This is a genomic window from Mesobacillus persicus (assembly GCF_900109925.1).
In the GTDB taxonomy this organism is placed as follows: domain Bacteria; phylum Bacillota; class Bacilli; order Bacillales; family Cytobacillaceae; genus Mesobacillus_B; species Mesobacillus_B persicus.
The window spans coordinates 1-22,714 of sequence record NZ_FOBW01000022.1; the positions used below are offsets into that span (position 1 = coordinate 1).

The 22,714-nt window shown below is 39.3% G+C and carries 24 protein-coding genes and 1 rRNA gene; 24 read left to right on the forward strand and 1 reads right to left on the reverse strand.

The features are described 5' to 3' along the window. The first annotated feature begins 4 nt into the window (after nucleotides 1–4). From rrf to rsmI, 11 genes are all read left to right on the forward strand, one after another. A 5S ribosomal RNA gene (gene rrf, locus BMX30_RS20820) occupies nucleotides 5–120 on the forward strand. A 532-nt stretch (nucleotides 121–652) separates the two neighbouring features. Continuing rightward, nucleotides 653–856: a sigma factor G inhibitor Gin gene (locus tag BMX30_RS20825; RefSeq protein WP_090749958.1), complete on the forward strand. Its 204-nt coding sequence runs from the start codon at nucleotides 653–655 to the stop codon at nucleotides 854–856. 165 nt (nucleotides 857–1,021) lie between these two features. Then, on the forward strand, nucleotides 1,022–2,464 hold the full coding sequence (locus tag BMX30_RS20830; protein ID WP_090749961.1) for an aminotransferase class I/II-fold pyridoxal phosphate-dependent enzyme: 1,443 nt from the start codon (nucleotides 1,022–1,024) through the stop codon (nucleotides 2,462–2,464). 127 nt (nucleotides 2,465–2,591) lie between these two features. Next, nucleotides 2,592–3,233, forward strand: coding sequence for a dTMP kinase (gene tmk, locus BMX30_RS20835; RefSeq protein ID WP_090749963.1), 642 nt, complete (start codon nucleotides 2,592–2,594; stop codon nucleotides 3,231–3,233). Between the two features lie 249 nt (nucleotides 3,234–3,482). Continuing rightward, nucleotides 3,483–3,812: a cyclic-di-AMP receptor gene (locus BMX30_RS20840; protein ID WP_090750062.1), complete on the forward strand. Its 330-nt coding sequence runs from the start codon at nucleotides 3,483–3,485 to the stop codon at nucleotides 3,810–3,812. A 251-nt stretch (nucleotides 3,813–4,063) separates the two neighbouring features. Continuing rightward, nucleotides 4,064–5,071, forward strand: coding sequence for a DNA polymerase III subunit delta' (holB, locus tag BMX30_RS20845; protein WP_090749965.1), 1,008 nt, complete (start codon nucleotides 4,064–4,066; stop codon nucleotides 5,069–5,071). Then, the gene (locus BMX30_RS20850) at nucleotides 5,064–5,894 is read left to right on the forward strand and encodes a PSP1 domain-containing protein (RefSeq protein ID WP_090749967.1); all 831 of its coding nucleotides are present in this window, start codon (nucleotides 5,064–5,066) and stop codon (nucleotides 5,892–5,894) included. Before holB ends, BMX30_RS20850 begins: the two co-directional genes overlap by 8 nt. 13 nt (nucleotides 5,895–5,907) lie before the next feature. After that, the gene (gene yabA / locus BMX30_RS20855; protein WP_090749969.1) at nucleotides 5,908–6,261 is read left to right on the forward strand and encodes a DNA replication initiation control protein YabA; all 354 of its coding nucleotides are present in this window, start codon (nucleotides 5,908–5,910) and stop codon (nucleotides 6,259–6,261) included. Between the two features lie 144 nt (nucleotides 6,262–6,405). Beyond that, complete coding sequence (locus BMX30_RS20860; RefSeq protein ID WP_090749971.1) at nucleotides 6,406–7,149, forward strand: tRNA1(Val) (adenine(37)-N6)-methyltransferase; 744 nt, start codon at nucleotides 6,406–6,408, stop codon at nucleotides 7,147–7,149. Then, nucleotides 7,136–7,423 carry a GIY-YIG nuclease family protein gene (locus tag BMX30_RS20865; RefSeq protein ID WP_090749973.1) on the forward strand — a complete coding sequence of 96 codons (288 nt, stop codon included), beginning with the start codon at nucleotides 7,136–7,138 and terminating at the stop codon, nucleotides 7,421–7,423. Before BMX30_RS20860 ends, BMX30_RS20865 begins: the two co-directional genes overlap by 14 nt. After that, the gene (gene rsmI / locus BMX30_RS20870; protein WP_090749975.1) at nucleotides 7,401–8,279 is read left to right on the forward strand and encodes a 16S rRNA (cytidine(1402)-2'-O)-methyltransferase; all 879 of its coding nucleotides are present in this window, start codon (nucleotides 7,401–7,403) and stop codon (nucleotides 8,277–8,279) included. Before BMX30_RS20865 ends, rsmI begins: the two co-directional genes overlap by 23 nt. A 222-nt stretch (nucleotides 8,280–8,501) precedes the next feature. Here rsmI and BMX30_RS20875 read toward each other — a convergent pair whose 3' ends face one another. Then, on the reverse strand, nucleotides 8,502–8,789 hold the full coding sequence (locus tag BMX30_RS20875) for a transition state genes transcriptional regulator AbrB (RefSeq protein ID WP_090749977.1): 288 nt from the start codon (nucleotides 8,787–8,789) through the stop codon (nucleotides 8,502–8,504). A gap of 361 nt (nucleotides 8,790–9,150) precedes the next feature. On the opposite strand from BMX30_RS20875, the gene metG reads away from it, so the two are divergent. From metG to glmU, 13 genes are all read left to right on the forward strand, one after another. Then, a complete protein-coding gene (gene metG, locus BMX30_RS20880; protein WP_090750064.1) occupies nucleotides 9,151–11,094 on the forward strand; it encodes a methionine--tRNA ligase in 1,944 nt (647 codons plus the stop codon). 255 nt (nucleotides 11,095–11,349) lie between these two features. Continuing rightward, nucleotides 11,350–12,117: a TatD family hydrolase gene (locus tag BMX30_RS20885; protein WP_090749979.1), complete on the forward strand. Its 768-nt coding sequence runs from the start codon at nucleotides 11,350–11,352 to the stop codon at nucleotides 12,115–12,117. A gap of 237 nt (nucleotides 12,118–12,354) precedes the next feature. Continuing rightward, the gene (locus tag BMX30_RS20890) at nucleotides 12,355–13,539 is read left to right on the forward strand and encodes a resuscitation-promoting factor (protein ID WP_090749981.1); all 1,185 of its coding nucleotides are present in this window, start codon (nucleotides 12,355–12,357) and stop codon (nucleotides 13,537–13,539) included. 427 nt (nucleotides 13,540–13,966) lie between these two features. Beyond that, complete coding sequence (gene rnmV, locus BMX30_RS20895; protein ID WP_090749983.1) at nucleotides 13,967–14,527, forward strand: ribonuclease M5; 561 nt, start codon at nucleotides 13,967–13,969, stop codon at nucleotides 14,525–14,527. Next, nucleotides 14,520–15,398, forward strand: coding sequence for a 16S rRNA (adenine(1518)-N(6)/adenine(1519)-N(6))-dimethyltransferase RsmA (gene rsmA / locus BMX30_RS20900; protein ID WP_090749985.1), 879 nt, complete (start codon nucleotides 14,520–14,522; stop codon nucleotides 15,396–15,398). The genes rnmV and rsmA overlap by 8 nt, the downstream gene beginning before the upstream one ends. Nucleotides 15,399–16,142: 744 nt before the next feature. Further along, nucleotides 16,143–17,018 (forward strand): sporulation peptidase YabG, encoded by an 876-nt coding sequence (yabG, locus tag BMX30_RS20905; RefSeq protein WP_090749987.1) that lies wholly within the window; start codon nucleotides 16,143–16,145, stop codon nucleotides 17,016–17,018. A gap of 201 nt (nucleotides 17,019–17,219) precedes the next feature. Further along, nucleotides 17,220–17,483, forward strand: a complete 264-nt coding sequence (gene veg / locus BMX30_RS20910) for a biofilm formation stimulator Veg (RefSeq protein WP_090749989.1) — start codon at nucleotides 17,220–17,222, stop codon at nucleotides 17,481–17,483. A gap of 131 nt (nucleotides 17,484–17,614) precedes the next feature. Next, complete coding sequence (locus BMX30_RS20915; RefSeq protein ID WP_090749991.1) at nucleotides 17,615–17,803, forward strand: small, acid-soluble spore protein, alpha/beta type; 189 nt, start codon at nucleotides 17,615–17,617, stop codon at nucleotides 17,801–17,803. Between the two features lie 261 nt (nucleotides 17,804–18,064). After that, a complete protein-coding gene (gene ispE, locus BMX30_RS20920) occupies nucleotides 18,065–18,934 on the forward strand; it encodes a 4-(cytidine 5'-diphospho)-2-C-methyl-D-erythritol kinase (RefSeq protein WP_090749993.1) in 870 nt (289 codons plus the stop codon). A 125-nt stretch (nucleotides 18,935–19,059) separates the two neighbouring features. Next, nucleotides 19,060–19,893: a pur operon repressor gene (gene purR / locus BMX30_RS20925; protein ID WP_090749995.1), complete on the forward strand. Its 834-nt coding sequence runs from the start codon at nucleotides 19,060–19,062 to the stop codon at nucleotides 19,891–19,893. A 6-nt stretch (nucleotides 19,894–19,899) separates the two neighbouring features. Then, complete coding sequence (ridA, locus tag BMX30_RS20930) at nucleotides 19,900–20,274, forward strand: 2-iminobutanoate/2-iminopropanoate deaminase (RefSeq protein WP_090749997.1); 375 nt, start codon at nucleotides 19,900–19,902, stop codon at nucleotides 20,272–20,274. A gap of 314 nt (nucleotides 20,275–20,588) precedes the next feature. Then, nucleotides 20,589–20,876 carry a septation regulator SpoVG gene (gene spoVG, locus BMX30_RS20935; RefSeq protein WP_090750000.1) on the forward strand — a complete coding sequence of 96 codons (288 nt, stop codon included), beginning with the start codon at nucleotides 20,589–20,591 and terminating at the stop codon, nucleotides 20,874–20,876. A 453-nt stretch (nucleotides 20,877–21,329) separates the two neighbouring features. Then, nucleotides 21,330–22,703, forward strand: coding sequence for a bifunctional UDP-N-acetylglucosamine diphosphorylase/glucosamine-1-phosphate N-acetyltransferase GlmU (gene glmU, locus BMX30_RS20940; protein ID WP_090750002.1), 1,374 nt, complete (start codon nucleotides 21,330–21,332; stop codon nucleotides 22,701–22,703). Nucleotides 22,704–22,714 lie beyond the last annotated feature (11 nt).

Here is a 22,714-nt window from a genome sequence, read left to right on the forward strand (position 1 = left end):
ATAGTCTGGTGGCGATAGCGAGAAGGTCACACCCGTTCCCATGCCGAACACGGAAGTTAAGCTTCTCAGCGCCGATGGTAGTTGGGGGTTTCCCCCTGTGAGAGTAGGACGTTGCCAGGCAAATGAAAGAACAGCTGCATAAAAGCTGTTCTTTTTTGTCTTTTTAGTAAAAATGTTTCAGTTTTATTCCCTTTAGGGGGAATAAACTTAATAAACCTGCTTGTTATATTCCCTCTACAGGGAATATAACAAGCAATTCATAGATGATTTTACTGTTTGGACGAATTTTATTCCCCCTAAATCCCTTTTTATTCCCTCTAAGAGAAGGTATATTCCCCCTAAGAGCAATAAACATACGATTACAGACACTGAAAGTCCAATATATTCCCACTACAGGGAATATAAACGCACTGGAGGAGCATAACACGCTAAGATACTTAGATATGCGATGCTTTAAATGCCATCATAGCGATTTTGCAATCATCATTATAGTCAAAATCCCAATATGAATAATAAATTTAAGGATAGACATACAAGGAAAGGTTGATTGTTACATACAATATAAATCAAGTAATCTTTGTAAATGATTATTCTAAAAATTGTATACAACAGGGAGTGCCGGGGCAGAATAGGTGTATGGAGGTGGAGAAACATGACCAAGATTTTAGCGAAAGAATATTTAGGGGAATCTTGTGTAATCTGCGAACAAAATAAACAATTAGGGATACATCTATACACTTCTTTTATCTGCACGGAGTGTGAAAAAATGATGATTCAAACAGATACGAGTGATCCAAATTATAAATTTTACGTTGATAAATTACGAAAAGTTACAAAACCAGAAATATTTTCTTAATCTGATAGAAAAGTAATGGCGCTCTGCATTTTGATTTTCCTAAAAAGCTCTAATATAGGGCTTATTTTTTTTGTAAGAAACTTGTTTTATAGTAAGAAAGGAGTAAATACTCAACGACTTTGGTAAAATAGATTGGTCAACTAAATTTTTATCCGTGGGGACTATATGGACCAATTACAAACACCGTTATTAGACCAACTTATTTTACATAATATGAAACAACCTATTTCCTTTCATGTACCAGGACATAAATATGGTGAAATATTTCCAGGGAAAGGCCGAGAGTATTTTACCTCGATACTAAAGTTGGATGCGACTGAATTAACTGGGCTAGATGATCTTCATTCACCCGAGGGTGTTATCCTTGAGGCAGAGAAGCTTTTGTCCGATTTATACAAAACAAAAAAAAGCTTTTTCCTTATTAACGGATCAACATCTGGAAACTTAGCAATGATTTTATCAGCTTTAGAGGAAAATGACCTTGTTCTAGTGCAGAGGAATTCACATAAGTCCATAATGAATGGAATTCGATTGGCAAAGGCGCAACCAGTTTTTTTAAGCCCAGAATATAACCAAGAGTCACAAGTGGCCTCAGGGCTCGGCGTGGCAACTGTTAGAGCAGCGATTGAAGCGAATCCCGAGGCAAAGGCGTTGATCCTTACTTACCCCAATTATTATGGAATGATATATAACCTTAAGGAAATTATTCAATTAGCACATGAGTATCATATTCCTGTTTTAGTGGATGAAGCTCATGGAGTTCATTTTATTGTGGGTGAGCCTTTCCCTCCTTCAGCTGTTAGTTTAGGAGCAGATATTGTTGTCCAGTCTGCACATAAAACACTTCCTGCGATGACTATGGGTGCATATTTGCATTATAATAGTGAGTTTATCTCATTAGATAAAGTGACCGATTATCTACAAATTTTGCAATCAAGTAGTCCATCCTATCCGATTATGGCATCATTGGATATTGCTCGGAGCTATCTTGGTACCTTTGAGAAAAAGGACAAGCAATGCCTGCTTAGAAGAATCGAATCTTTTAGAGAACTAATGGGTGGTATTGAAGGGCTAACTGTAGTGGAAAATGGCACTGGAGATCCGTTAAAGATGATGGTCCGCCACCAAAAGGGACTATTTAGCGGTTTTAAATTACAACAACTTTTTGAAGAACAAGGGATTTACGCAGAATTAGCCGACCCATTCAATGTTCTATTTGTCCTACCTTTAATGAAGGAAGACAGTGAATATCCTCTTGAAAAGGTAGTGGACAAATTGTCAGTTGCTATCGCTAGAGAAAAGGGTGGCTCCTATAAACTGGATGGTGCCAGGCACCATCCAGATAATTCCCATATTCCCTTTAGTGGGTTAGAGCTGTCTTATAAGGAAATGGCTAGTCGGGAGGAAGAGTTTGTTCCTCTCACTCATGCTGTTGGTCAGGTTTGTGCCGAGACGATTATTCCTTATCCTCCGGGAATCCCATTGCTGCTACCAGGGGAAAGGGTCCGCTTAGACCATACTGAAAGGTTGGCATACTTAATAGCACAAGGGGCTAAAATTCAAGGAGGAGCAAATCTCAATAATAGGATGATAAAAATATATAAATAAGGTAATCGCTGTCTGGTATAAAAATATGTTTACATGTTGTTAGCTATTTTAAGTAAACAAGCCGTAAAGCAACAATGGTTAAGGAAATGAGTCTAAAATAAATGAAAAAAGCTGTGGGGGAAGATAAATGAATCAAGGTTTGTTTATATCAATAGAAGGACCAGAGGGAGCTGGCAAGACGACGATTATTAATTTGCTAGCTTCGCTGCTAGGAGATGAAGGTTTTCAAGTCGTTGTAACAAGAGAACCTGGTGGGATTGAAATAGCCGAACAAATAAGAGGTGTCATTTTAAACAAAGAAAATACCGCAATGGACGCTAGAACGGAAGCACTTCTATATGCAGCAGCCCGTAGGCAACATCTTGTTGAAAAGGTAAGGCCATCACTAGTAGATGGCAAAATCATTCTATGTGACCGATTCATTGATAGCTCTCTTGCCTACCAGGGATATGCCCGCGGTCTTGGTATTGATGAAGTTCTGTCCATTAATCAGTTTGCGATAGAAGATATGATGCCTAGTTTGACCCTTTATTTTGACCTTGATCCAGAGATAGGGCTTGACCGAATAAGTAAAAATAGTGGTCGAGAGGTAAATCGTTTAGACCTTGAAAATCTTGAATTTCATCAAAGGGTAAGAGAGGGCTATTTGCTGCTAACTGAAAGGTTTCCAGAAAGAATTGTTAAGATTGATTCTTCGAAAGAAATTGAGCAGGTACTCCAAGAAGCAAGAGAAAAAATTGGTCAGCTAATTACTAAACTAAGGCCTTAAAGTTATAATACTTTAAGGTTTTTTTAAATCACAATTGTTAATTGCGGCGAGGTTGCCTCATTGCACACAGGCTGTTGGCTAAGCGTCTTAGGTGGAAATCACAGATTGATAAAAAGAACCATAATATGAGGCATAACATAAATGTTGGGTGACGTTGGAATTTTAATGTTATCCCCTGTCGGGACATTAAATTACTGTTATAATGAGGATAAACAAAAATCGGATATTTTACTTATTGGGGGGAAGAAGATGAAGTTAATTTTAGCGGTCGTTCAAGACCAGGATAGTAATCGACTTTCGAAAGCCTTGGTAGATCATAACTTTCGTGCAACTAAGTTGGCAAGCACGGGTGGCTTTCTGAAATCAGGGAATACGACCTTTATGATTGGTACAGAGGATATTCGGGTCGACAAGTGTCTACAGGTTATTAAAGACAACTGCCAGTCACGAGAGCAGCTTGTCGCACCTGTTTCACCAATGGGAGGAAATGCTGATTCTTATGTTCCATATCCAGTTGAAGTAGAGGTCGGCGGGGCAACAGTCTTCGTCCTACCAGTTGAACAGTTTCACCATTTTTAATATAGGCGTGTTATAAGCCAATATTGATTCTATATACTGTTGATTGTGGATTGCTAGGACAAGGGAGACCTAGGTTGAATTGGTCCACGTGAGGGACCGATTAACCCCACAGGAACAAAGCGACGAGGGGGCTCCCGGACCGCCCCAAGTTGCGCGAAGTGCCTAGAGCGTAAATCAACAACCGTTTTACAGCCTTAAAAAATAAACAGTGTTAATACCCCTATTTAAAATATGTAAGCGAGTGATTCAGATTGACTAAAAGCTGGGAAGAATTGGAAGAACTACAGCCAACCGTTTTAAAAATGCTAAGAAACAGCCTTTTGAAAGAACGGGTGGCCCATGCTTATTTATATGAAGGAATGAGGGGGACGGGAAAGAAGGAAATTGGGTCCTTGATGGCGAAATGTATATTCTGTCTATCTCCTATTGAGGGGTATAAACCATGTGAAACTTGCTTAAATTGTAAGCGAATCAACAATGGAAATCACCCTGATATTCATTTGGTCGAGCCCGATGGCCTCTCGATAAAGAAAGCGCAAATCCATGCATTACAGGGGGAATTCGCCAAAACAGGTGTTGAGTCTAAAAAGAAGCTATATATGATTGTTCATGCTGACCGGATGACAACAAATGCTGCGAACAGTCTGCTTAAATTTCTAGAAGAACCTCATCCTGGGACCATGGCGATATTAATGACAGAACAGGCGCAACAAATTTTACCGACTATTTTATCTAGGTGCCAAATAATTGGTTTTACGCCATTATCTCCTAAAAATTTGGAAAAGCAATTAGTTGAACAAGGAGTAAACCCTGAAGCTGCGCCACTATTTGCTCAGTTGACGAATAATTTTGAAGAAGCGTTAGAATTTAGCCAAAATGATTGGTTTGCACAAGCACAAAAAATAGTGGTAAAATTATATGAAGTGCTGAAAAAGAATTCCCTAGAAGCTATGGTCACTCTTCAGGAGAATTGGTTTGGGCATTTTAAAGAAAAAGAACAAATCGACCGTGGTTTGGATTTATTTCTTCTTATTTTTAAGGATTTATTATATATCCAGCTTGGAAAGAACGATCAAATCGTTAACCTGAGCGAACGTTCCCGCTTGGAGCAATATGCGCTTCAGACAACTGGACGGCGTCTGACTGAGCAAATGGCAGCAATACTAGAAGCAAAAAGAAAGTTGCATGCCAATATGAATCCCCAGCTACTGATGGAAGAGCTGGTGTTAAAATTGCAGGAGGGATCTTCACTTGTATGAAGTAGTTGGTGTCCGCTTTAAAAAGGCGGGAAAAATATATTATTTTGATCCCGGAGAACTCGCAATTCAAAAGGATGACTTCGTTATTGTTGAAACTGTTCGGGGTGTTGAATTTGGTAAAGTGGTTATCCCCAAAAAACAAGTTGGCGAGAATGATGTTGTTCTACCTTTAAAAAAGGTTGTTAGAATTGCAGACCAAAAGGATCGTCTTATTGTAGATGAGAATAGAGCAGCCGCCAAAGAGGCGTATGATGTTTGTGGACAGAAGGTGAATGAACATCAACTAGATATGAAACTAGTCGATGTTGAATATACTTTTGATCGAAACAAGGTTATCTTTTATTTCACTGCAGATGGCAGAGTCGATTTCCGTGAGCTAGTGAAAGACTTAGCAGCCATTTTTCGGACAAGGATTGAACTTCGTCAAATCGGTGTGCGTGATGAGGCCAAAATGCTTGGTGGAATTGGACCATGTGGAAGAATGTTATGCTGTTCAACCTTCTTAGGGGACTTTGACCCTGTTTCAATAAAAATGGCAAAGGATCAAAACCTTTCCCTAAATCCTACGAAGATTTCAGGGCTTTGTGGCCGTTTGATGTGCTGTTTAAAATATGAAAATGACGAGTATGAATCAGCAAAAGAATTACTTCCTGATCTTGGCGCATACATTGACACTCCGGATGGACGCGGAAAAGTGGTAGGTTTGAACATTTTGCAGCACGTGATGCAGGTGGATATCCCTAGCCAGGGACGTGTGTTGGAATATACCCTAGATGAGGTAACGAAGGAAGGCGCCGTTTCAATACAATCATCCACAGATTAATGAGGTGGAAAAGGTGGATAAAAAGGAGATCTTTGATTCAGTCAGTAATATGGAAGCCCAAATTGGAAATCTATATGTACAACTGGGCGAGTTAAAGCAACATTTATCGGAAATACTCGAAGAAAATAACTCTTTAAAGTTAGAAAATGATCATCTTAGACGCCGTCTAGAACAAACGACAGAAAAGAAAGAGAACAAAGCTTTAAAGGGTAAAAAGCCTAACAACAATTCCCTAGATATCGGCGAAGGTTATGATAATCTTGCTCGCCTTTATCAAGAAGGCTTCCATATCTGTAATCTAAACTTTGGAAGTCCACGTAAAGAAGGAGATTGTATGTTTTGTCTTTCTTTTCTTAATAAAAAATAGTTGGCCACCTTCCCCACCCAGGGAAGGTTTTTTTCATAAGTTGGCCATAAAGTTTGATGAAAAAATATATCAAAGTGAAATGGGAACCTTTGATAAGGTACAAAGTAACAGTAAAGTCATTTCCTTAATGATGGAGGTAATTCGATGGTTGAATTAAAAGATGATGAAAGACTAGACTATCTCCTAGCAGAAGATTTACGGATTATCCAAAGTCCATCTGTATTTGCATTTTCATTGGATGCTGTTCTGTTAGCAAGGTTTGTTTATGTTCCAATTCAAAAAGGAAGGTTAATTGATTTATGCTCAGGGAACGGAGTCATTCCACTTTTCCTCAGTACCCGGTCAAAAGGGACAATTACAGGAGTAGAAATCCAAGAACGGCTTTATGATATGGCGGTACGAAGCATTCAATATAATCATCTTGAAGAACGTCTTTCTATGATTCATGGGGATATAAAGGAGATGTCACAAAAAATTGGGTTTGGAAAATTTGATATAGTTACCTGTAATCCCCCTTACTTTCCAACGCCTGCTAAAAAGGAAATCAACGAAAATGAGCATTTAGCTATCGCACGTCATGAAATTCTATGTACCTTAGAAGATGCAGTTAAAGCATCTAGCCAGCTTGTTAAACAAGGGGGCAAAGTAGCATTTGTACATAGACCAGATAGGCTAATTGATATCATTGAACTGATGAGGAAATATCGTTTGGAGCCAAAACGGATCCAACTTGTTTATCCAAAGCTAGGAAAAGAGGCAAATACGCTTCTGATTGAAGCCATCAAGGATGGAAATCCGGGATTAAAGATTGAAAACCCCCTGATTGTCTATACTGAGGAGGATGAATACACACCAGAGTTAAGAGATATTTTATATGGAAAAGAATAATCATTACTTCTATGTGCTGTCCTGCCGGGACGGAAGCTTATATGCAGGCTACACTAATGACTTAGAAAAACGTGTGAAATTACATAATGAAGGAAAAGGTGCAAAATATACGAGGGGAAGAGGACCAGTTAAGTTGGTTTATTCAAAGGCTTTTGAAACAAAAAGCGATGCTCTAAAGGCTGAGTATGCCTTTAAACAAATGCCAAGGGCCAAAAAAAATGACTTTTTAACAAGTGAGCTAGGAGGAAATGATGCAACAACAGAAGAGTTTTGAACAAGAAGATGAAAAAGGAATCTTGTATCTTGTCCCTACTCCGATTGGCAATCTTGAGGATATGAGCTTTCGTGCACTCAGGATCTTAAAAGAGGCGGATTTGATTGCAGCTGAGGATACAAGAAACACAAGAAAGCTATGTAATTACTTTGAAATTGAAACTCCGGTTTCAAGTTACCATGAGCATAATAAGGAATTGAGTGGTAAAAAGATCATTAATCAACTCAAAGAAGGTGCAAAAGTAGCGCTTGTTAGTGATGCAGGCATGCCTACGATCTCTGACCCGGGGTACGAGCTCGTAGGAGAGGCGATTGCCGAAGGCTTAACTGTCGTTCCATTACCTGGAGCCAATGCCGCCCTGACAGCACTGATTGCATCTGGGATCAAACCGCAGCCGTTTTATTTTTATGGTTTCCTACAGCGTGGGAAAAAGGAAAAGCGAAAAGAGCTCGAGTCTTTAGCAAGGCAAGCTGCGACGATGATCTTCTATGAGTCACCGCATCGACTTCGTGAGACGCTGGTGGTCATGAAAGAAGTGTTAGGTGATGATAGACAAATTGTCTTATGTCGAGAGTTGACGAAGAGATTCGAAGAGTTTATTAGAGGGACTGTTGATGAAGCCCTCCAATGGGTAGAAGAGAATGAGGTTAGAGGCGAGTTTTGTTTAATTATAGAAGGTGGGAACTTGGCAGACCTGGAGGAAGAATCGATTTGGTGGGAAGAGTTAAGTATGACTGAACACGTAGATCATTATGTTAGTCAACAAAGTATGAATTCAAAAGACGCGATTAAGCAAGTAGCGAAAGACCGTGGAATTCAGAAGCGGGATGTATATCAAGCCTATCATGTGGAGTAAATGGCCTCAGTAATAAAGGGTTTTCGTAAGGAGTGTTACTAAAATCCTAAAGCCGATTTTAGCGTAAGAACAGCTAGTTCGTTTGTAAGCTCTTTTATTAGTGATTGCTTTATTTAGCTCATAATGAGCTGAGCTTGAATATATAGTTTTTGCTCTTTAAAAGCAACTAAGTTTGAGAAAAGAGCCTAAAAAAAAGGCTTCTCCTATTGGAGAAGCTTTACATTAAGCCTTAACAGGCTCGAATGAATTTTGAATTTCACCTAGAAGTTGTTCTGCACCTTCACGGCTAAGGATTAATTTTCCGCCTGCAAGGGAGATGTTGCCATCAGATACTTCACCAGTAATATGGCATGTCATATTAGGCTTGTATTTTTTCAAGATGATACGATCGTCATCCACATAGATTTCAAGTGCATCCTTTTCAGCAATACCTAATGTTCTTCTTAACTCAATAGGAATAACTACACGACCAAGTTCATCAACTTTACGAACAATACCAGTAGATTTCATTTGTAATAATCTCCTCTCTCATATAAAAAGTTCTCTATAATTCGTCATTATTCGACATTTATTTTTATATTTTATATAATACCAGCCATTCCCATATCCGTCAATTATTTTATTTTTTCTAGGAATGTTAAATTTTTACACATGGTGAAAACCTGATGAAGTAGGGGATTAACAAATGATTGAAGTTATTTTTAGAATTTTAAATAGGTTGCGAAATATTATTTGATTTTTATCATGGGTGAATAGTGTACACATTATTCGACAAAATCCACGCAAGGCTTCGACAACGTGGAAAAGCTTATGGAAGAATTGTATAATATCTAATTAAGAGCAATTGGTTCTTATCCAAGGAGGTAGTTTAATAATGGAAAAAAGGAAAACATTTTACTTAACAACACCAATTTATTATCCAAGCGGTAATTTACATATTGGACATGCTTATACGACTGTTGCGGGGGATGCAATGGCTCGTTACAAAAGAATGCGCGGATACGATGTGATGTTTCTAACCGGTACGGATGAGCATGGACAAAAAATCCAGCGAAAAGCGGAAGAACAGGGGATTACCCCGCAGCAATATGTGGATGACATTGTTGCTGGAATTCAAGAACTGTGGGGCAAGCTAGATATCTCTTATGATGACTTTATCCGTACAACAGAGGACCGCCATAAGGAAGTAGTAGAAAAACTATTTGCACGTCTCGTAGACCAAGGTGACATCTATCTTGACCAATATGAAGGTTGGTACTGTACACCGTGTGAATCGTTCTATACGGATCGCCAGCTTCAAGAAGGAAATTGTCCTGACTGTAACAGAGCGGTCGAAAAGGTCAAGGAAGAGTCATACTTCTTTAAAATGAGTAAGTATGCAGATAGACTCCTTCAGTTTTATGAGGAAAATCCCCAATTTATCCAACCTGAATCAAGAAAAAATGAAATGATTAATAACTTTATTAAACCAGGTCTTGAAGACCTTGCTGTTTCTAGAACAACCTTTGATTGGGGAATAAAGGTACCGGGAGACCCTAAGCATGTTATTTATGTGTGGATTGATGCACTATCAAACTACATTACCGCTCTTGGATATGGGACAGAAGATGATTCTAAGTATCTGAACTACTGGCCTGCGGATGTTCACCTAGTTGGAAAAGAAATTGTTCGCTTCCATACTATTTATTGGCCAATTATGTTAATGGCTTTAGACCTTCCATTACCTAAAAAGGTGTTTGCGCATGGTTGGTTGTTGATGAAGGATGGAAAAATGTCGAAGTCGAAGGGAAATGTTGTCGACCCGGTTACATTAATTGACCGATATGGTCTAGATGCGCTTCGTTATTATTTATTACGTGAAGTTCCATTTGGGGCAGACGGAGTATTTACTCCAGAGGGATTCATAGAACGTGTTAATTTTGACCTTGCAAATGATTTAGGAAATCTTCTTAATCGAACAGTTGCAATGATTAATCGTTATTTCGACGGGGAAGTTCCTGTTTATTCAGGCTCGGACGGTGAATTTGATCAACAATTACTTAAAATGACGAAAGATACCGTTAAAAAGTATGAAGAAGCGATGGAGAAAATGGAATTTTCGGTTGCATTGACCTCGATTTGGCAGCTGATAAGCCGAACCAACAAATATATAGATGAAACACAGCCATGGGTGCTAGCTAAGGATGAGGATAACAAGGCAGCTCTAGGAAGTGTCATGGCTCATCTTGCTGAATCCTTGCGTCAGACGGCAGTGCTACTTCAACCATTCTTAACGAGAACGCCGAAGAGAATCTTTGAACAACTGAATGTGTTAGATGAAGGATTAACCAACTGGGATAGCTTGGAGACCTTTGGTGCAATCCCTGCAGGAATAAAAGTTCAAAAGGGAGAACCCATTTTCCCACGTCTTGAGGTTGCTGACGAGGTTGCTTTTATCAAGGAAAAAATGGCAGGCGATGCTCCTGTTGTTGAAGAAAAACCTGAGATGGAACCAGAAATTTCAATTGATGACTTTATGAAGGTTGAACTCCGTGTCGCAGAGGTCCTTCATGCTGAGCCAGTTAAAAAGGCTGATAAATTACTTAAGCTGCAATTGGACTTAGGTTTCGAAAAGCGTCAAGTTGTCTCTGGGATTGCACAGCACTATAAGCCAGAGGAGCTAATCGGAAAAAGAGTTATCTGTGTGACAAATCTAAAGCCGGTCAAACTCCGCGGGGAACTTTCACAAGGAATGATCCTTGCAGGCTCAAAGGATGGTCAGTTATCGTTAGCCACGATTGCGGAAAGCTTACCATTAGGATCTAGAGTCAAATAAGTTTTTTAGCAAATTAGACAAACCAAAACATAGAAATGTTTCATTTGTAACATTTCTATGTTTTTTTATTTACTTTATTGCTAAACAGTTGACTGAAGAGATAGAAAATCGTTATGATTTTGTCAAATTTTTATGTTAATTCGGTGTACTTATTTAGTTGCCCATATTTGGAAATGATATTATCAGGTAAAATTGGGACATAAATAGCAAAATACTTTAGAATGTTATATTAGGTACAAAAAAGGAGTTTTTTTAATGCTATTTGATACGCATGTGCATTTAAATGCAGAGCAATTCAACGACGATCTGCAAGAGGTCATTGAAAGAGCGCAGGCGGAAGGAATCACTAAGATGGTTGTTGTTGGCTTTGATCGACCAACGATAACGAAAGCAATTGAGCTTTGTGAGACATATGAATTTATATTTGCCAGTGTAGGTTGGCATCCTGTTGATGCCATTGATATGCAACCAGAGGATTTAGAGTGGCTGAGGGAACTCTCTGCTCATCCTAAGGTAGTCGCAATCGGTGAAATGGGACTTGATTACCACTGGGATAAATCACCTAAAGAGATACAAAAAGAGGTCTTTAAACAACAAATTCAGCTAGCAAAAGAGGTCAAGCTCCCAATTATCATCCATAATCGTGAGGCAACTGCTGATATCGTAGAAATCCTGCGAACAGAAGGTGCAGATGAGGTCGGAGGGATTATGCATTGTTATAGTGGCAGCGTAGAAATTGCAAAAGAATGCATTGATATGAACTTCTATATTTCCTTAGGCGGACCAGTAACTTTTAAAAATGCAAAAAAGCCAAAAGAGGTAGCTGAAGCGATTCCACTTGAACGATTGTTAATTGAAACAGATTGCCCATATCTTGCGCCACATCCCTACCGTGGGAAACGAAATGAGCCAGCTTATGTTAAACTAGTTGCGGAGCAAATCGCCGAGCTAAAAGGGATCTCTTATGAGGAAGTGGCAAAGGCAACAACTGAAAATGCTAAAAAATTATTCGGCATAAACTGATAGAAAATGCTGTCGAAATTTCGAAAGACTTGTCCTATTTATTCTTATTCTTCTAAGTTCTACAGCAATTCTTTGTTACATAGGATAACCATGTCGACAAGTCCTACTTTCCTTTTGAAAAAACATCTTGCATAATAAGGTCTATGTTCGGGGGAAGTTTTAGGGTTGACACGTCGGCAGCATAATCTATATAATCACTCGAGAGAAAAGGAGGCGTTTTTCATAGCAGCCAAAGATATGAAAAACCTGTTTTCCAAGTCTTTGAGTAAGAAAAAGCTGGCAGTCATTTCTGCTAGTTTGCTAGTGTTCATCACTGTTCTGGGTCTCTTCTTGTATGAAGGAACAAAAAAGACGGTAGCCTTGACGCTAGACGGCCAAGAAAAAACCATTAAAACGCACGCAGACACAATTGAGGATATATTTGAGGAACTAGACATTTCTCTTGGCAAAGAAGACTATTTATCATTAGCCGCTAATACGGAGGTAGAGAACAATCTCGAAATCGTATGGAAGCCGGCGAAACAGGTACAGTTGATTGAAGACGGAAAAAGCAAAGTCTATTGGACGGCAACAGACACTGTCGAGGAATTTTTAGAAGAACAGACAATCAGTCTAAAGGAACACGACAAGTTAAACCCCACCCTGGATACAGAAATAAAACAAGATATGGATATTGACATTCAAAGGGCTTTTCCTGTAAAAGTAGTCGTTGGTGGGAAAGAACAAGAAGAATGGTCGACTTCGACTACGGTCGCTGACTTTTTATCACAACAAGGAATCACACTCAATGATATGGACCGAGTTGAACCTGCACTCACAGAAACCGTTACTGACAAGACCTTAGTAAAGGTCATTCGAGTTGAAAAAGTCACCGATGTAGTGGAAGAACCAATTAAGTTTGCTGTTGTTACGAAAAATGACAGTAGCTTAGCGAAAGGCAAACAAAAAGTGGTGACTGCTGGCCAGGAAGGTCTGGTCTCTAAAAAGTATGAAGTCATCATTGAAGATGGAAAAGAAATATCAAGAGAACTAATCAGTGAAACAAAGGTGAAAGATAAAGAAGATAAAGTAGTAGCAATGGGTACCAAGGAAATTGCTGTTCAGGTTTCAAGGAAAGCAGCTCCTACTGGTGGCAAGGAGTTCTATGTTAGATCGACTGCCTATACAGCTAATTGCAATGGGTGTTCGGGCATCACTGCTACAGGTGTCAATTTAAAGGCAAACCCGAATGCGAAGGTTATTGCTGTCGACCCAAGCGTTATTCCGTTAGGGACAAAAGTTTATGTTGAAGGATATGGATATGCGACTGCCTCAGATACAGGCTCGGCAATCAAAGGAAATAAGATTGACGTCTTTTTCCCTTCAAAATCACAAGCCTATCGCTGGGGAAATCGACAAGTGAAAATTAAAGTATTGAATTAATCAGAATGCAGGGGACTTTATCCTCTGCATTTTTCATTTTTGTGATTTAAGGTATAATATGTAATGCAGTCATTAGGCGTGTTTAAATACATTTAATATTCTTATTATATATATAGACGTAAATGTTGCAGAAATGTTTCAGATATTTTTTATTTTTTACTTTTTTAAAGAGATGTTGATTTCCACTACAGGCACTTCGCTTTCCGCGGGCAGTCCGGGAGCCTCCTCATCGCTTCGCTCCTGCGGGGTCTCCCTTGGCCTTGCACTCCCGCAGGACATTGAATTTTACATCGTTGAATATGCCCACGCACGAGAAAATGTGCAGTTCATTTTCGAGGAGTCTTCGTGCCTTCCGCTCCAATCAACAGTAGTAAATCAACATTTACCTTAACACACCTATTTTTTACGGAGGAATGACAAAAAATATATGAAAATCAAAGAAGTCATTGTGGTTGAAGGGAAAGATGATACAACAGCCATAAAGAATGCAGTAAATGCGGACACGATTGAAACGAATGGATCGGCGATTAATATGAGCACAATTGAAATGATTCGCAAGGCTCAACAGACACGGGGGGTTATCGTTTTTACGGACCCTGATTACCCAGGGGAAAAGATACGTAAGACAATTGTTGAACATATTCCAGGTTGTAAGCATGCCTTTATTCCAAAGGAGAAAGCACTTCCCAAATCGGGACGCGGTCTAGGAGTTGAACATGCTACTGCGGATGTGATTCGAGATGCGCTAAAGGGCGCTCAATTAATGGATGAAAATGCGAAGGAAGAGATTACCCGGGAGGATTTGCTTGCTGCTGGTTTGATTGCAGGAGAAGGTGCAAAAGAAAGACGGGACAAGCTCGGAAAGCTATTGAATATTGGTTTTACAAATGGGAAACAGCTACATAAACGATTGATGGTGTTTCAAGTAAGCATAAAAGAGTTTGCTGAAGCAATGGCTATGATTAGACAGGAGGAAGATGATGCATAAAGATATAGCAACGCCGGTACGGACCCGGCAAATTCTTGATAAGTATGGCTTTTCTTTTAAAAAGAGTCTCGGTCAAAACTTTTTAATCGATACGAATATTTTAAATCGAATTGTTGACCACGCAAATATAACAGAAGCCTCAGCTGCCATTGAAGTTGGCCCGGGAATTGGTGCCCTAACAGAACAGCTTGCGAAGAGAAGCAAACAAGTAATGGCTTTTGAAATTGATCAGCGCCTGTTGCCGATTTTAGAGGATACTCTCTCACCTTATGATAATGTTAAAGTCATCCACCAGGATATTTTAAAAGCGGATGTTCAAAAGTATATAGATGAAGAACTTGCGGGTATCGAGGACATTATGGTTGTAGCCAACCTTCCTTATTATGTGACAACTCCGATTCTTATGAAACTGTTAGAGGAAAGATTGCCAATCCGAGGGATTGTGGGAATGCTCCAGAAGGAAGTGGCCGATCGGATTTCTGCCCGACCAGGGACAAAAGAGTATGGATCTCTTTCAATCGCTATTCAGTATTATACGAAAGCTGAGACTGTCATGATTGTGCCAAAAACGGTCTTTATACCTCAGCCGAATGTTGATTCAGCTGTGATTCGACTAACAATCCTTGATGAGCCTCCTGTAAAAGTAATCGATGAAGACTTCTTTTTTCAAGTTACTCGAGCCAGTTTTGCTCAGAGAAGAAAAACGATACTCAATAACCTGACAAGCCAACTCCCGGATGGGAAACAAAAAAAGGCGGAGATCCAATCTGCACTTAGTGAGGCTGGCATTGAAGAATCTAGAAGAGGCGAAACGCTCTCAATAGAGGAATTTGGTCGGTTGAGTGATGCTTTGTATCCAAATTTTCATTAAATAAAATTAAGGGCGCAAAAGTAATTTCTCATTGAGATTACTTTTGCGTTTTTTTATGAGATACATATATGCTTACTCTGGTTTTGAAGACGAATACTCGATCAAGGAATTAGAAAAATCACTTTCATACAAGGAATGGAGTTGCAAATTGCATGATAGGGTTAGAGGACCCGTCTTGATAAGTGAAGATGATTTCACTTAGCTCATCACCTTGATATTACCTACATCTAGAGGGCGGATGTCTGAAACTTAATCATAACTAACCAGCTATAGAACAATAAGGGGAGATATTACCGCTAAATGCAGATTAGAACTCATTTTGGGGTAAATAGGGGGAGTTTTTCCCTCTATACAAAGCAAAATCATCTATTTACACGTTTTTCAATGCCGTTAAGGGGAATTTCTCCCTCTATTTTCACTATTTTCAGTGGCATTCACCAAATAAGGGGAATTCCTCCCCTTATTTATCAGATCAAAGCGCTGGCCTAATTTGCTCGCTAACCCGACAAGAGCAACTCTCGCAGTCCCAGATTGCCTTTCTCATAAATGGTGGCTTTTTTCTGAGTTTAGATAGGAAAAGATATTTTATTCAGCTTTAAAAGTAATAAAGTCTACGAAAAGAAAAAATGAAATGGGAAATTTAGCCCTACTCAACATACAACTTTCTCACATATCCACCCGGGATTGCATAGCCTAAAAAAGAATAACAATACTCTCAGGTAGAGCCGTTTTGGAGTGAAGACAGTGAGTATACAACTCATGGATATAGTGGGTAGAGTTTCTTATAATTGCGACATTATGTTTCGTGTTACAGATATTAAAGAGGAAAATGGCGTCAAAATGGTTGTGTTGTATGGAGAGGATTTCCGACTCGTTGCAGATGCTCCTTATGAAGATTTAATTAAGGTGAATCCTAGTGAACGCAAAAGGATGAGTAAGGAAAGCCAATCTAGGGAAGAGCAGTCCTATATTTTATTTCGGCAGGACGTAGAGCTACTTAAGCAAAAACAGGAGTATGAAGCGACTGATTCTTATAGCAATACCAGTAGTTATTTTCAAATGCCAGGCAGGGTCCTTCATATTGACGGCGATTCAAATTATTTAAAGAAATGCTTAACATTATATGAACGAGTAGGAGTTCCAGTGTATGGAATCCACTGTAATGAAAAAGAGATGCCGAATAAAATAAGTAGTCTGCTCGATTATTACAGGCCAGATATCCTTGTTATTACTGGGCATGATGCTTACTCTAAATCTAAGGGTAACAAGGGAGATATTAATGCTTATCGTCATTCTAAGCATTTTGTCCAAACGGTTCGTGAAGCGAGAAAGAAGATTCCTCATCTCGACCAGCTTGTCATCTTCGCAGGTGCCTGTCAGTCACATTTTGAATCACTGATTCAAGCGGGTGCAAATTTTGCAAGCTCCCCATCCCGGGTAAACATCCATGCATTAGATCCTGTTTATATTGTAGCTAAAATTAGTTTTACCCCTTTTGTTGAACGAATCAATGTGTGGGATGTATTGAGGAACACATTAACAGGAGAAAAAGGACTGGGTGGAATTGAGACGAAAGGCGTACTGCGAACGGGGATGCCCTTTCACAAGCCGAATGATTAAGCCGCCTAACCAGCGGCTACTTTTTTGTATTAAATATTACATAAATTGTTAGTTAGAAGGATATGCTATCTATGTAGAAAAATAGAAGAAAATGAAGAAGGAAATATATTGACTTTTATTTTTCACAACTGTTATAATTTATGTTTTTATTTGACGAAAAACGTGTCAGTATGTTATACTTGACATAGTGAGGTGGACCGAATGCCAAAAACATTATTGGACATTAAGAATGCTCTTGATTCAAATTTAGGAAAAAGACTTTTGCTTAAGGCGAATGGCGGACGCAGAAAGACGATTGAACGGTCAGGTATTTTAGCAGAAACCTATCCCTCTGTCTTTGTGATTGAACTTGATCAAGATGAGAACTCTTTTGAACGTGTTTCATATAGTTATGCGGATGTTTTAACGGAAACGGTACAGATTACTTTCTATGAAGACGCAGCAGGAAATGTTGCTTTAAGTTAATACTGAAGGAGGCAGTGGACAATTTGTTTACTGCTTTTTTATTTGGCCAAAAGGATAAATAAGGATTACATGGACTCGATCCATTTAAACGATACTAATAATGCTGCAGTGGCGAAAGGAGATGATTTCTCGTGGGCAGAAGAAGAGGAGTTATGTCTGAAGGGTTTAAGGAAGAGCTCGCCAAAGAACTTGGTTTCTACGATGTCGTCCAAAAGGAAGGCTGGGGAGGAATTAAGGCTAGGGATGCTGGGAATATGGTCAAGCGGGCCGTAGAACTGGCAGAGCAGCAGCTCATGAACCAAAACCGAAACAAACAGTAACTTTTCCACAGGCTAAGCTTTTGCTAATGCCGTGCCTTCAAGATTAAAATCTAAGATGTCACTGCAGTAACCGGGGCTTATAGCTCCGGTTCTTTTCGTTTCTACGGTTAATGTTATTGAATGATTTATAAGATAAATTTGTGTCTAAAAGATAAAACTTCTTGTTTTCTTTCATCGAAAATTCTTCCATGGGGGTTTTTTATGGTAAAATAGGACAAAAAATGGACAGCGCCCGAATTATTTTTAAAGTAGGTGGAAGGATTGAAGCTTTTAATAAAAGCACCGGCTAAAATCAATTTATCGCTCGATGTTTTACATAAGCGTCCGGATGGTTATCATGAAGTTGAAATGGTGATGACCACAATTGATTTAGCTGATCGGATTGAGCTGAGTTTACTCAATCGTGATAGCATCAAAATTCATTCGCAAAACCGGTTCGTCCCAGATGACCAACGAAACCTTGCCTATCAGGCGGCCCTTTTACTTAAGGAACGGTTCAATGTAAAACAAGGGGTTTCGATAGCGATTGAAAAGACCATCCCTGTTGCCGCAGGACTAGCAGGAGGTAGCAGTGATGCCGCTGCAACATTGAGGGGCTTAAACAAGCTATGGGGGCTTGGTCTTTCATTAGATGAACTTGCGACACTTGGGGCTGAAATCGGTTCCGATGTTTCCTTCTGCGTCTATGGGGGAACGGCTTTAGCGACTGGAAGAGGCGAAATTATTAAGCAACTCCCGGCACCACCAACCTGTTGGGTGGTATTAGCAAAACCCTTTATTGGAGTGTCAACGGCTGAGGTTTACCGTCGATTAAAAATAGATGGATTAAAGCATCCAAATACCTCAGAGATGATACATGCAATCCAGGATAAGGATTTTACGAAGGTTTGCAACAATGTGGGGAATGTTTTAGAAGAAGTCACTTTAGGGCTTCATCCCGAAGTTGCCCAAATTAAGGACCAAATGAAACGATTCGGAGCAGATGCCGTTTTAATGAGCGGAAGTGGTCCAACGGTATTTAGTCTAGTGGAGCATGATTCTCGTATGCACCGGATTTATAATGGTCTCAGGGGTTTTTGTGATCAAGTTTTTGCGGTAAGGATGCTAGGAGAACGACATCATCTTGATTAATAATGAAATTTGTTAGGATTTCATCAAAAATCTTTACGAAAACAGCATTCAATAAAGATTCGCTTGAAAAAACCCGTACAATAGTGATATATTAAGGTATAATATTCGGGTTTTGGAGGTTCGCAATGAAATTTAAGCGAAGTGAACGTTTAATTGATATGACGAATTATTTACTCGAACATCCCCACGAATTGGTTCCGCTTACCTACTTTGCTGAAAAGTATGGATCTGCTAAATCTTCGATAAGTGAAGATTTAGGGATTATTAAAGAAACATTCGAAACAAGGGGAATTGGAGTATTGCAAACGGTTCCTGGAGCAGCTGGCGGTGTTAAGTTCCACGTTCATGTAGGTGAAAAAGAGGCAACTGCTTTAATAGAGGATCTGTGTACTATTTTTGCTAGCCCTGAGCGATTGCTCCCAGGAGGATACTTGTATTTGAATGATATACTAGGTAACCCAGCAATCCTCAGGAAAGTGGGACGAGTGATGGCTTCGGTCTACGCAAAGCAAGACATTGATGCGGTAATGACGGTTGCAACCAAGGGGATTCCTATTGCTTATGCAGTAGCAGGGTTTCTAAATGTCCCAGTCGTTATTGTTAGAAGGGATCCAAAAGTAACTGAGGGTTCAACAGTAAGCATAAACTATGTATCGGGTTCAACGAAGAGGATCCAAACAATGGTTCTATCGAAACGGAGCCTTCAAGATCGTTCAAATGTGTTGATTGTCGACGATTTTATGAAGGCAGGGGGCACCATTAACGGGATGATTGATTTACTTAAAGAATTCAATGCCACCGTTGCAGGTATTGCTGTCTTAGTGGAATCAGAGGAAACAGAAGAAAGACTAGTGGATGATTACACCTCGCTGGTCCGTCTTTCTAATGTCGACGTTAAGGATAAAAAAATTACTGTTAGCTATGGAAATTACTTTACTAAAAATAAACCAACGGGGTGAGAGTAAATGAAAACTGTACAGACAAGTAATGCACCAGCAGCAATTGGTCCATATTCACAAGGTATTATTGTGAACAATATGTTTTATAGTTCTGGTCAAATCCCTTTAACAGCAGAAGGAACGATGGTATCTGGCGATGTTAAGGAACAAACTCATCAAGTGTTTAAAAATCTCAACGCTGTGCTTGAAGAAGCGGGAGCCTCTTTAGATACTGTGGTCAAGGCTACTGTTTTTATTAAAAATATGGATGAATTTTCGGTTATTAATGAAGTGTACGGAGAGTATTTCAGTAGCCATAAACCAGCACGTTCAACTGTGGAGGTTGCAAGACTTCCTAAGGATGCACTTGTTGAAATCGAAGTGATTGCGCTCGTGAAATAAACGAGCGTATTTTTTTTTTGCTGAAGAATTATTAATCTTCAAAACGATGTTGAGGCGGGTAATACCATATTAGGGCAATTACTGTTGAGTTTTATAATTTAAATTATTTGGGGTTAAATTTTTGTTATTTTGTACATAATCAGTAAAGTCAATAGGACTTTATACCTCAATTCCGAGAATGACAGGTAACATTTTCCTATGCTTTAATAAATTTATGCAATTTTTCCAATTTATTTATTTCTAAAGAAGGAAAATAGGAATAGTTGTTGAATAAGTTAACTAGAATTTTATCTTTATTGAAGGTGGTGAACATAGTGGAAGTAACTGATGTAAGATTGCGCCGTGTAAATACAGATGGTCGAATGAGGGCTATTGCTTCTATCACACTTGATAATGAATTTGTTGTTCATGATATTCGTGTAATTGATGGAAACAATGGACTTTTCGTTGCGATGCCTAGTAAACGCACACCAGACGGAGAGTTTCGTGATATCGCCCATCCAATCAATTCTGGAACTCGTGGGAAAATTCAGGAAGCCGTTTTGGCTGAATACCATCGTTTAGGCGAACTTGAAGTTGAGTTCGAAGAAGCAGGAGCATAATAGATATACCATTCTTTTTTCATCAGGGGCCTACTCACAAGTAAGGCTCTTTTTTATTTCTGGTTCTTTTCTCAAAATGTTTCCAACTTTGTTGATTTGTGTTTATCTAAGTTAGATGATTACGGCAAAATAGTTTTTTATTACATACTTAATAACTACCTCGTGTCGAAATCGAATTAAGGATTTAAACAAAAATCTTCGCGAACCGCCTTAACTTTTAACCGTTGTGTAAAACACCCGCGCTATGAGCCTCTTTTAGTTTATAGATGGACACTATCGTCCCTGTACTATACCCTTTTTAAAACCCTATAAACCTATTTATTTCACTTTTTTAAATTTTATTCTATATAAACTTTGTAAAGGTTAAATGATGCCAGCCATCTCTTATGTTGAAATCAATTGAATTTTAGGATATATTTTTAATGGATAAAAAGGTAAATTGGAGGCCTGTTGATGTCTAATCGTTATGCCGTAATTTTAGCTGCCGGGCAGGGTACGAGAATGAAGTCGAAGCTATACAAAGTTTTACACCCTGTTTGTGGTAAACCTATGGTTCAACACGTAATTGATCATGTGAGAAGCCTTAATATAGACGAAATTGTCACCGTTGTCGGACATGGAGCAGAAAAAGTGAAGTCTGAAATTGGGGAAGTAAGCCAGTATGTTCTTCAGGAAGAGCAACTCGGGACGGCCCATGCAGTTATGCAATCAAAAGATATGCTTGCTGGAAAAGAAGGGACAACGATTGTTGTTTGTGGAGACACCCCGTTAATTAAAGGTGAAACGATGGAGGCACTGTTTCAACACCATGAAAAAACTGGTGCAAAGGCAACCATCTTAACAGCACAAGCAGAAGATCCGACAGGTTATGGTCGGGTCATGAGAAATGAGCAAGGTCTTGTTGAAAAAATCGTTGAACACAAGGATGCAACGGAAGAGGAAAGAAGAATCACTGAAATAAACACTGGTACGTATTGTTTTGATAATAAGAGCCTTTTCGAGGCATTGGAGAACGTTGGTAACAACAATGTCCAAGGGGAGTATTACCTCCCGGATGTAATTGAAATACTAAAAGAGCAAGGTGAAACGGTTTCGGCCTTTGTCACACAGAGTTTTGATGAAACTTTAGGAGTCAATGACCGAGTAGCACTTTCAGAAGCAGAGCGAATTATGAGAAGGCGTATTAATGAAGGGCATATGCGAAACGGTGTAACCTTGATTGACCCTGCTAATACTTATATCGCTTCAGATGTTCAAATTGGTTCTGACACGGTCATATACCCTGGAACCGTTGTTTCTGGGCGAACAACAATCGGAACGGATTGTGTAATAGGCCCTAATAGTGAAATTAGTCATTGTGAGATTGGAAGTAAAACAACTATTCGTCAATCTTCCGCTTTTGATAGCAAAATTGGTTCCGAAGTGAATATCGGCCCATATGCTCATATTCGTCCGCAGTCACAGATTGACGATGAAGCCAAGATTGGGAACTTCGTTGAAATTAAAAAGGCTGTAATTGGTAAAGGAAGCAAAGCCTCTCATTTAAGTTATATTGGTGATGCCGAGGTTGGTCAAGATGTTAACATTGGCTGTGGTTCAATTACGGTTAATTATGACGGCAAGAATAAACATTTAACTAAAATTGAAGATGGTGCTTTCATCGGATGTAACTCTAACTTAGTTGCTCCTGTTACGGTAGGGAAAGGTGCATATGTAGCTGCAGGGTCGACGATTACAGAGGATGTTCCTGGAGAAGGTCTGGGCATAGCACGTGCTCGCCAAGTGAATAAGGAAGATTATGTTGGGAAATTAAATTTAAAGAAATAACCTGGAGGTTC

What these genes read in the sequence shown, in the direction of transcription:
- BMX30_RS20825 (WP_090749958.1), top strand. Translation starts at nt 653, where the DNA reads ATGACCAAGATTTTAGCGAAAGAATATTTAGGGGAATCTTGTGTAATC.
- BMX30_RS20830 (WP_090749961.1), top strand. Translation starts at nt 1,022, where the DNA reads ATGGACCAATTACAAACACCGTTATTAGACCAACTTATTTTACATAAT.
- tmk (WP_090749963.1), top strand. Translation starts at nt 2,592, where the DNA reads ATGAATCAAGGTTTGTTTATATCAATAGAAGGACCAGAGGGAGCTGGC.
- BMX30_RS20840 (WP_090750062.1), top strand. Translation starts at nt 3,483, where the DNA reads ATGAAGTTAATTTTAGCGGTCGTTCAAGACCAGGATAGTAATCGACTT.
- BMX30_RS20860 (WP_090749971.1), top strand. Translation starts at nt 6,406, where the DNA reads ATGGTTGAATTAAAAGATGATGAAAGACTAGACTATCTCCTAGCAGAA.
- BMX30_RS20865 (WP_090749973.1), top strand. Translation starts at nt 7,136, where the DNA reads ATGGAAAAGAATAATCATTACTTCTATGTGCTGTCCTGCCGGGACGGA.
- rsmI (WP_090749975.1), top strand. Translation starts at nt 7,401, where the DNA reads ATGCAACAACAGAAGAGTTTTGAACAAGAAGATGAAAAAGGAATCTTG.
- BMX30_RS20875 (WP_090749977.1), bottom strand. Translation starts at nt 8,789, where the DNA reads ATGAAATCTACTGGTATTGTTCGTAAAGTTGATGAACTTGGTCGTGTA.
- BMX30_RS20885 (WP_090749979.1), top strand. Translation starts at nt 11,350, where the DNA reads ATGCTATTTGATACGCATGTGCATTTAAATGCAGAGCAATTCAACGAC.
- BMX30_RS20890 (WP_090749981.1), top strand. Translation starts at nt 12,355, where the DNA reads ATGAAAAACCTGTTTTCCAAGTCTTTGAGTAAGAAAAAGCTGGCAGTC.
- rnmV (WP_090749983.1), top strand. Translation starts at nt 13,967, where the DNA reads ATGAAAATCAAAGAAGTCATTGTGGTTGAAGGGAAAGATGATACAACA.
- rsmA (WP_090749985.1), top strand. Translation starts at nt 14,520, where the DNA reads ATGCATAAAGATATAGCAACGCCGGTACGGACCCGGCAAATTCTTGAT.
- veg (WP_090749989.1), top strand. Translation starts at nt 17,220, where the DNA reads ATGCCAAAAACATTATTGGACATTAAGAATGCTCTTGATTCAAATTTA.
- purR (WP_090749995.1), top strand. Translation starts at nt 19,060, where the DNA reads ATGAAATTTAAGCGAAGTGAACGTTTAATTGATATGACGAATTATTTA.
- ridA (WP_090749997.1), top strand. Translation starts at nt 19,900, where the DNA reads ATGAAAACTGTACAGACAAGTAATGCACCAGCAGCAATTGGTCCATAT.
- glmU (WP_090750002.1), top strand. Translation starts at nt 21,330, where the DNA reads ATGTCTAATCGTTATGCCGTAATTTTAGCTGCCGGGCAGGGTACGAGA.